The 6,597-nt window shown below is 50.8% G+C and carries 9 protein-coding genes and 1 other annotated feature; of the genes, 7 read left to right on the forward strand and 2 right to left on the reverse strand.

The features are described 5' to 3' along the window. The 5 genes from VGS28_03565 to rplL all read left to right on the forward strand — a co-directional run. Positions 1–913, forward strand: a 913-nt coding sequence (locus VGS28_03565) for a hypothetical protein (protein HEV2412858.1), incomplete at its 5' end; no start/stop codon positions are given. A 51-nt stretch (positions 914–964) separates the two neighbouring features. Further along, a complete protein-coding gene (locus VGS28_03570; GenBank protein HEV2412859.1) occupies positions 965–2,149 on the forward strand; it encodes a M20/M25/M40 family metallo-hydrolase in 1,185 nt (394 codons plus the stop codon). Continuing rightward, positions 2,102–2,235, forward strand: a sequence feature (ribosomal protein L10 leader region). It overlaps the preceding gene by 48 nt. 75 nt (positions 2,236–2,310) lie before the next feature. Next, positions 2,311–2,844, forward strand: a complete 534-nt coding sequence (gene rplJ / locus VGS28_03575) for a 50S ribosomal protein L10 (GenBank protein HEV2412860.1) — start codon at positions 2,311–2,313, stop codon at positions 2,842–2,844. 5 nt (positions 2,845–2,849) lie between these two features. Beyond that, positions 2,850–3,173, forward strand: coding sequence for a hypothetical protein (locus VGS28_03580; GenBank protein HEV2412861.1), 324 nt, complete (start codon positions 2,850–2,852; stop codon positions 3,171–3,173). Positions 3,174–3,209: 36 nt separating this feature from the next. Next, positions 3,210–3,665, forward strand: a complete 456-nt coding sequence (rplL, locus tag VGS28_03585; GenBank protein HEV2412862.1) for a 50S ribosomal protein L7/L12 — start codon at positions 3,210–3,212, stop codon at positions 3,663–3,665. 14 nt (positions 3,666–3,679) lie between these two features. Here rplL and VGS28_03590 read toward each other — a convergent pair whose 3' ends face one another. Beyond that, complete coding sequence (locus tag VGS28_03590; protein ID HEV2412863.1) at positions 3,680–4,543, reverse strand: signal peptidase I; 864 nt, start codon at positions 4,541–4,543, stop codon at positions 3,680–3,682. An 11-nt stretch (positions 4,544–4,554) separates the two neighbouring features. Continuing rightward, positions 4,555–5,133 (reverse strand): hypothetical protein, encoded by a 579-nt coding sequence (locus tag VGS28_03595; GenBank protein HEV2412864.1) that lies wholly within the window; start codon positions 5,131–5,133, stop codon positions 4,555–4,557. 229 nt (positions 5,134–5,362) lie between these two features. Between VGS28_03595 and VGS28_03600 the strand changes: the two genes are divergently transcribed. Further along, positions 5,363–5,875, forward strand: coding sequence for a hypothetical protein (locus VGS28_03600; GenBank protein ID HEV2412865.1), 513 nt, complete (start codon positions 5,363–5,365; stop codon positions 5,873–5,875). 67 nt (positions 5,876–5,942) lie between these two features. After that, positions 5,943–6,597, forward strand: a 655-nt coding sequence (locus VGS28_03605; GenBank protein ID HEV2412866.1) for a sugar transferase, incomplete at its 3' end; no start/stop codon positions are given.

Here is a 6,597-nt window from a genome sequence, read left to right on the forward strand (position 1 = left end):
TAATAGGGTCAGAACGGGTTCAGGACCCGCTGTGGTTGAATGGCTTGAGCGACGTGAGCCGGGAGTCGCCGAACGCCTGGGCATATTTGCCACAGGAAAGGGACGTATCGGTGTTAGGCCTCGCTCTGTTCAGCTGGCCGAGGCCGCTCCAGCGCTGTCGTTTACAGAACGAGCCGCCTCGCATGTAGCATCTTTAGCCAGCGAAGGCGCTTTCAGCCCGGCTATTAATCCCGACCGATCAAGTTGGAAATTTGGAACCCATGACTACCGTAAGATTCGGGGTAAACACCCGGCCAAAGAGGCCAGTAACCCGAGTGGCACGCCCGATTCACGACTGGCAGCACTTTTGGCCACTCCGTATCTGGACCATGCAACTCTCGATATCGTAACCTGGAATGACGACACAGATAACATGGGCACTAACCGTGACGTGGCCACCGACAAGGAATTCATGGCATCCCTGACAACTCATTTACCGGGAGCCGAACGAAGCTCCCTCGAGCACACCCCAGACGAAGCGCCGGGAAGACGAGCTCTGCAGTACCAGCTCAGCGCCATTACATTTGAAGATCGGATATTACCTGTCCTGAGGCGTTGGCAGCCAAGCATGGATATTGTCACGGGCCGGGTTCCTATGGCGATCGATGGAGAGACACATGGTGCAATCCGCCGACTTCAGACCGAGCGATGCGACTTCTATCTACTCGATCCTGACGATGCAGAAGCAGTTGGTTATCTTGTAGATGACGAAGCATGGCAGACAGAACCAGATGGCATCATTGTAGACGGGAGCTACGCCTCAGAGTTAATCGATAGCTTGGATACCACGGTCGTCCACACGGCTTCAGTCTTAACCGCCCACCAGAGTTGGCTGGTCGATCCACGCGTAATCACTCAGCCGCCCACCAGTTGATAAGAGATTGACAAGAGTGTATAATTAGGTTTTTACATATATCGTATGTACATGAGTACCGAAGAGATCCTCAACAAGCTAGTAAGCTATAAAACGGTGTCCGGCAACTTCGCCGAGACCATCGAGCTTTTGGACTTCGCTGACAACCTTCTGACCGACTGCGGCTTTCATGTAACGCGGTTTGTGACGAAGGGCTACCCGAGTCTCCTAGCCAGCACCCACAAAAGCAACCTTAAGACCCCTCGTATCTGTCTTGCTTCGCACGTCGATGTCGTCAAAGCGACAGATGATTTATTTAAGGTCAAACGGACGAAAGAGAAGCTCTCAGGTAGAGGCGTCTTTGATATGAAGTTCGCGCTAGCCGCGTATCTAAACTTTGTCCAGCAGATCAGCAGTCACGTCCAAGATTATGACCTTGGCATCATGATTACCAGCGACGAGGAGATCGGCGGGGCCAACGGCGTCCGCTGGTTGATCGACGACTATGGTTATCGTCCGACGTTTACGATCTTGCCCGATCATGGTAACCACGATTTCTGGAACATAGAAAAGTCGTCCAGGGGGATCATAGACCTGCGTGTTGTCGCCAAGGGCAAGTCTGGTCACTCGTCTCGTGCTTGGGAGGGTGAAAATGCCATCACCAAACTGGGTAAGTACCTGTACCACCTTAACGAGGCAAACTTTAAGTATCAGGGGCCCACGACATCAACCTTCAGTATCAACCAAATCAAGGGCGGTCTAGCTCCAACCCTGACTCAAGTGCCAGACTACGCTGAAGCGTATCTGGACTTTCGCTTTAAAGATCAGGCAGATCGAGATCTTCTCATGGCTGAGATTCACCGCCTGGCGAAAATGTACGATGTGATTATCGACGAGGTTTTGGTTGACGGCCCGGTTCATACGGTTGACCTTAAAAACCCCTTTGTAAGAGAGCTCACCGGGACCATTGAAGAGGTGACGAGGACCAAGATCGGCTATGTCGACGCCTATGGGACAACAGATGCCCGCTACTTTGACAATCACGCCCTACAGTGCGTCGTGCCAGGCCTGCCCGGTGGTGGCCACCACGGAGATGATGAATGGATCGATCGTAAGGCCATCAAGCAGTTTGATGAGGTCCTTCGCCAGTACATTGAGAAGGTGGCTCGATACGACACACCTTTCTTGACCTCTCGAGTAAAATCGACTACAATTAAGGAGTTCAGACCAGAGACAGTAGCGAGCCCAAAGCTTTAAGAATGCTACCGAGGATGAAATATATATTTTAGCCTTTTATGAGAGTCTTTGGTGTTGCGAGAACCAGAGACTTTTTTTAATACTCTGTTCAGCACGAACACCGCTTCCAGGTAAGCACCCGGTCGATACAATACCTAAAGCCCAAAAAGGAGTTAAGAACTATGGCGATTACTCGTCAAAAGAAAGAAGAACTCGTTAGTGAGCTGAATGATCTGCTCACCAATAGTAAATTAACCGTACTAGCACGTTACGAAGGCCTTAACGTAGCCCAGATGCAGGCGCTCAGGCGAGCAGCCCGCGAAAACGGCACCAAGATCAAGATCGTCAAGAACCGCTTGGTTAAGGTCGCCACTCCGCAGGTAGCCCACCTAAAGGACATCGATACGTCCGTCTTCACCGGTCAGCTACTCTATGCCTTCAATGACCAGGATGAGGTTGCTCCAGCCCAAGTGCTGGCAACTTTTGCTAAGGCCAACCCAGCTCTTGAGTTTGTGGCTGGTCTGACCAACGACGGCAAACTGCTCGATCAGAGCGAGGTAGTGGCGCTAGCCAGCCTACCGACCAAGGATCAGCTCCGTGCCCAGTTGGTTGGCACTCTGTCGGCCCCATTGACCGGCTTTATGGGCGTTCTCTCTGGCAACATCCGCGGCGTTCTAAACGTCTTAAGCGCCCGGTCGGAGAGCCTCGGAGCCTAAATCCCATGGTGACACGTATTTTTGACGAACACGGCGTTGATATGCCAGGCCCGGACTCGAGAGAGGCCATGGTAGCGAATGAGGTCTACCGTGCCGAGATGCTCGGACAGGCCTTATTCCGAACAGCGTTCCGTGGTACTGCTCTTGCGCAATCTAGCAGTCCGGGGATCCTGGACTCATCGGAAGTAGGGATGGCACTTAACGCAGCCGCGAATAAACTGCGTGCAGTAGGTAGAGAAGTTCACTCCGAACTTCTTGAGCTCATGGCAGGGCCGCCCATCTACCCACGAGACGAAAGTGATAGAGCTACTATCTCAGATCAACATTAGAAGACGTCATAAGTTATTAAATTAAGGAGAATTAAGATGGCAGACGAAGAAGTCAAGCAAGAAGAGACAAAAGAAGAGGTTAAGGAAGAGAAAAGCGCCAAGGTTGAAGTTCCTAAGGAATTTGAAGGTCTGGTCAAAGAGCTCGATAAGATGAGTGCTCTTGAGATCAGCAAGTTCGTCAAGTTTCTTGAGGAATACTGGGGTGTTTCAGCTGCTGCGCCTGTAGCTGTTGCTGCAGCCCCTGCCGCCGGTGGCGGTGAGGAAGCTCAGGAAGACGCCAAGAGTGAATTCGACGTCGTTCTCAAGGACGGCGGTGCTCAGAAGGTTGCCGCCATCAAGGCAGTCAAGGAAGTCACCGGTCTTGGTCTTGGTGAGGCTAAGGCGCTCGTTGATGGTGCTCCAAAGACCATTCTTGAGAAAGTTGACAAGACTAAGGCCGACGAAGCTAAGAAGAAGCTCGAAGAGGCCGGCGCTACTGTCGACGTCAAATAGTTATCGATTCGTTACTAACACCCTTCGGTGATAGTAACTGTCGAAGACTGACTGCTACTGCTACTAGCATTCCCGCTAGTAGCAGTTCCATTATTGGAGCTTGCGTTGCCAGACTGAGTGTTCTGGTTGTTTATATTTGTCACATTTATATTGTTAGTGTTGGTGACGTTGCCAGAACAAACGTGATGTAATACTGTCGTAATCCTATTGCCAAAAAGCGAGACTGTGTTCGAGCGTAAGGCATACGCCGCTTGACCAACCAGAACAGTGCTCATTACCACCGTTAGCACCACTGCAGCTGAAAGGCGCGTATTCCGACTTGAGCGAGTAGGCAGTACCAAAACTGGAGAGAAGCCGTAGGCCAGGTATGGTTGCATCGACCTGTAGTAGTCCTTTAACCGCTTCGTTTCCTCGATGACTACGAGCAAGCCAGCAAGATAGATGATTGGCAAAATAACGAGCGGCTTCTTAGCGTTCAGGACCAACCAACCAATATAGGGGACATGCCAGCCAACCTTACCTATAACCATAGCGCTTGAGGTCGGTCCATCTTGTAGCCGATTGGCGTCACCCTTTGTAACAAATTCTTCTGTTTTTCCTCGATTTGTCCAGTATTCTCTCACAATTCTGTGCGAAAGGGTTATTCTTGGGTTGTTAGCATCCATGTGCGTGATAATGTCCCCAACCCTTAAAGAGGATGTGGGAACACTGTGCACGAACACCAGCGAACCAGGCGGTATGTCAGGCCGCATACTACCGGTTGGGATGGCTAAGGTCTTCCAACCCGAGCCAGACCAACCGAACACAACAAACATAACTGCGCATAACGCAAGTATGATTGTGCTGATGCCGACGTTAATACGTCGAAGTGTTTCCATGGGTTAGCCGATTAATCAGTGCCAGTAAAGTCAAGGTTGAAGCTGCCTGACGAAACACTGTTTGCAGTTGTTGGTGATACTGCACTGCCCCCCATTGAGACGTTAGCTGTGCAAGTAGCAGTATCCCCAGGTTGTAACGGCCCACCTGTCAAAGCGACTCCACTCGAAAGAGCGTTGAAGTCATTGCCAGTGGTTAAACTAAAGTTACCTGAGCTACCAGATGTACAACTGACGTTCAGGAATACCTGTGAGTCATCAACCGTACCACTGGGCAAAACCGTGAACGTAGGTAACGTTGGAATGTCCACCGTTACACTCACGGGATTCGTACCATTGTTATTAAGATAAAATGTTTGGTTGGGTGAAGCTGCTCCACCAGGTACCATTCCTGAAAAGTTAAAACCACTTACAGAGCTTGAATATGCCCCACCATTACTAATTTGTAGGCTCGCGCTGGCATTAATCGTATCGTCTGCCAGTGTAACTGGACTTGACGTAAGCGCGAATGTTACTCCACCGACTAACGCGGCTACCGCGCCCATTGTACCAATGGCCCTCACCATCGGACTTATCTTGCTAAATTTAAGCATGCCCACCCTCCTTTGGTTGGTTATATTGTTTTGCCCCACCTCACATAGAGCATATGTCTATTATACAACGCAGACGCAATCACGTTTTGCAACTATATGGCCGAGTATCTGTGACGGAACGCACTATGTGGTGTAGTTGTGGATAACTTTTTGACTATTCATAGAGAAGGTGATACGCTGAACTCGATTCAGGTAGATAAACAAATACAGGTAAGGAATCACCACACAGATGTCAGACATTCCTGAGAAGCAAATCAAGCGCCTGCGAAGCCTAATCCAGGATGCAGAGACCAATCTTTCGGCCGCCAAAGAGTTATTGATCAGCCTCGTAGGAGACGATGGGATGGTCCAGCACACTCCTCAAGAGGAGATGAGTGGCAAGGTTATTGAGGGTGTCTTCGACGGCCAGAATATGATCGGTCCGGATGGCAAGACGTACCCAATACCGGCTAACTATGCTAGCAAATCAAAGTTGGTTGAAGGCGACATCCTTAAGCTGACCATCGCCGACGATGGCAGTTTTGTCTATAAGCAGATTGGTCCAGTTCCACGAAAGCAGATTATCGGCACACTCGTCAACCACGACGGTGTCTATTACGTAGAAGCCAACGCCCGCGAATACCGTGTCCTAATGGCAAGTGTGACCTACTACAAGGCCAAAGTCGGTAGCCAGGTCTCAATTATCATCCCGACCGACGAAGAACATGAAGCCCAGTGGGCCGCTATCGAAGCGGTTCTTTAGTCTTTGATTGCAAACAAATAACGATCATCTGATTGCCTAATCAGAGATAAAGTTATTTACTTATGGAATGAAAAGAGGTCTGGAGTTTCACGCCAGCCCGAGTCGTGGCAGCGTTGATCGCTTTGTGGCCAGTTTACTGCAGCCCGCAATTCGCCTGGCCGAACGAAGGGTAGCCAGACTTATCAGGGAGGCTGGGCTAGAGCTACCCGCAATCACCACGACGGAAAGGGTGGGTTATCTCCATAAGACCCTCAGGATTCAGAAGTTTACGACCGTAAACCCTGCAACCGGCGAGTTCATCGGCCGCTGGGCCAGAATGCTACATACGACTGGCCTCGATGAGATGGCCCAGATTAATAATATCCTTGACGGTGATATGCATTTCTTCGGCTGGAGAGCACTCTATGATGACCCGGAAGGCGTGCATGGGCCGATTGAACAGGGGAACCTAGTTCACACCTACCAAGGTGCGACGGCCGCGATGGGATCTCAGTCGAGAGCCGAGTTCGATATGGTTATCGACGGGTCAAAACCGGGCATATTCAGTAGCTACAGCCACTTTGAACACACTGCACCTCGTGGGACACCGATCTCAGCAGAGAGACGGGCCCAGATGAATGTGGCCGACTACGAGGCCGCTTCGGTAGCCCATGATGCCCTTATCGGGGTTCGTCATGCGAGGGTAGCTGCACGGTTTGCGGCCAGAGCGTTATTGCATCGAC

This window comes from Candidatus Saccharimonadales bacterium (genome assembly GCA_035945435.1).
GTDB lineage: Bacteria > Patescibacteriota > Saccharimonadia > Saccharimonadales > DASZAF01 > DASZAF01.

Bases quoted from the DNA above. Each gene is read 5' to 3' on its own strand.
- VGS28_03580 (HEV2412861.1), top strand. From the start codon at position 2,850: ATGGTGACACGTATTTTTGACGAACACGGCGTTGATATGCCAGGCCCG.
- rplJ (HEV2412860.1), top strand. From the start codon at position 2,311: ATGGCGATTACTCGTCAAAAGAAAGAAGAACTCGTTAGTGAGCTGAAT.
- VGS28_03595 (HEV2412864.1), bottom strand. From the start codon at position 5,133: ATGCTTAAATTTAGCAAGATAAGTCCGATGGTGAGGGCCATTGGTACA.
- VGS28_03570 (HEV2412859.1), top strand. From the start codon at position 965: ATGAGTACCGAAGAGATCCTCAACAAGCTAGTAAGCTATAAAACGGTG.
- rplL (HEV2412862.1), top strand. From the start codon at position 3,210: ATGGCAGACGAAGAAGTCAAGCAAGAAGAGACAAAAGAAGAGGTTAAG.
- VGS28_03600 (HEV2412865.1), top strand. From the start codon at position 5,363: ATGTCAGACATTCCTGAGAAGCAAATCAAGCGCCTGCGAAGCCTAATC.
- VGS28_03590 (HEV2412863.1), bottom strand. From the start codon at position 4,543: ATGGAAACACTTCGACGTATTAACGTCGGCATCAGCACAATCATACTT.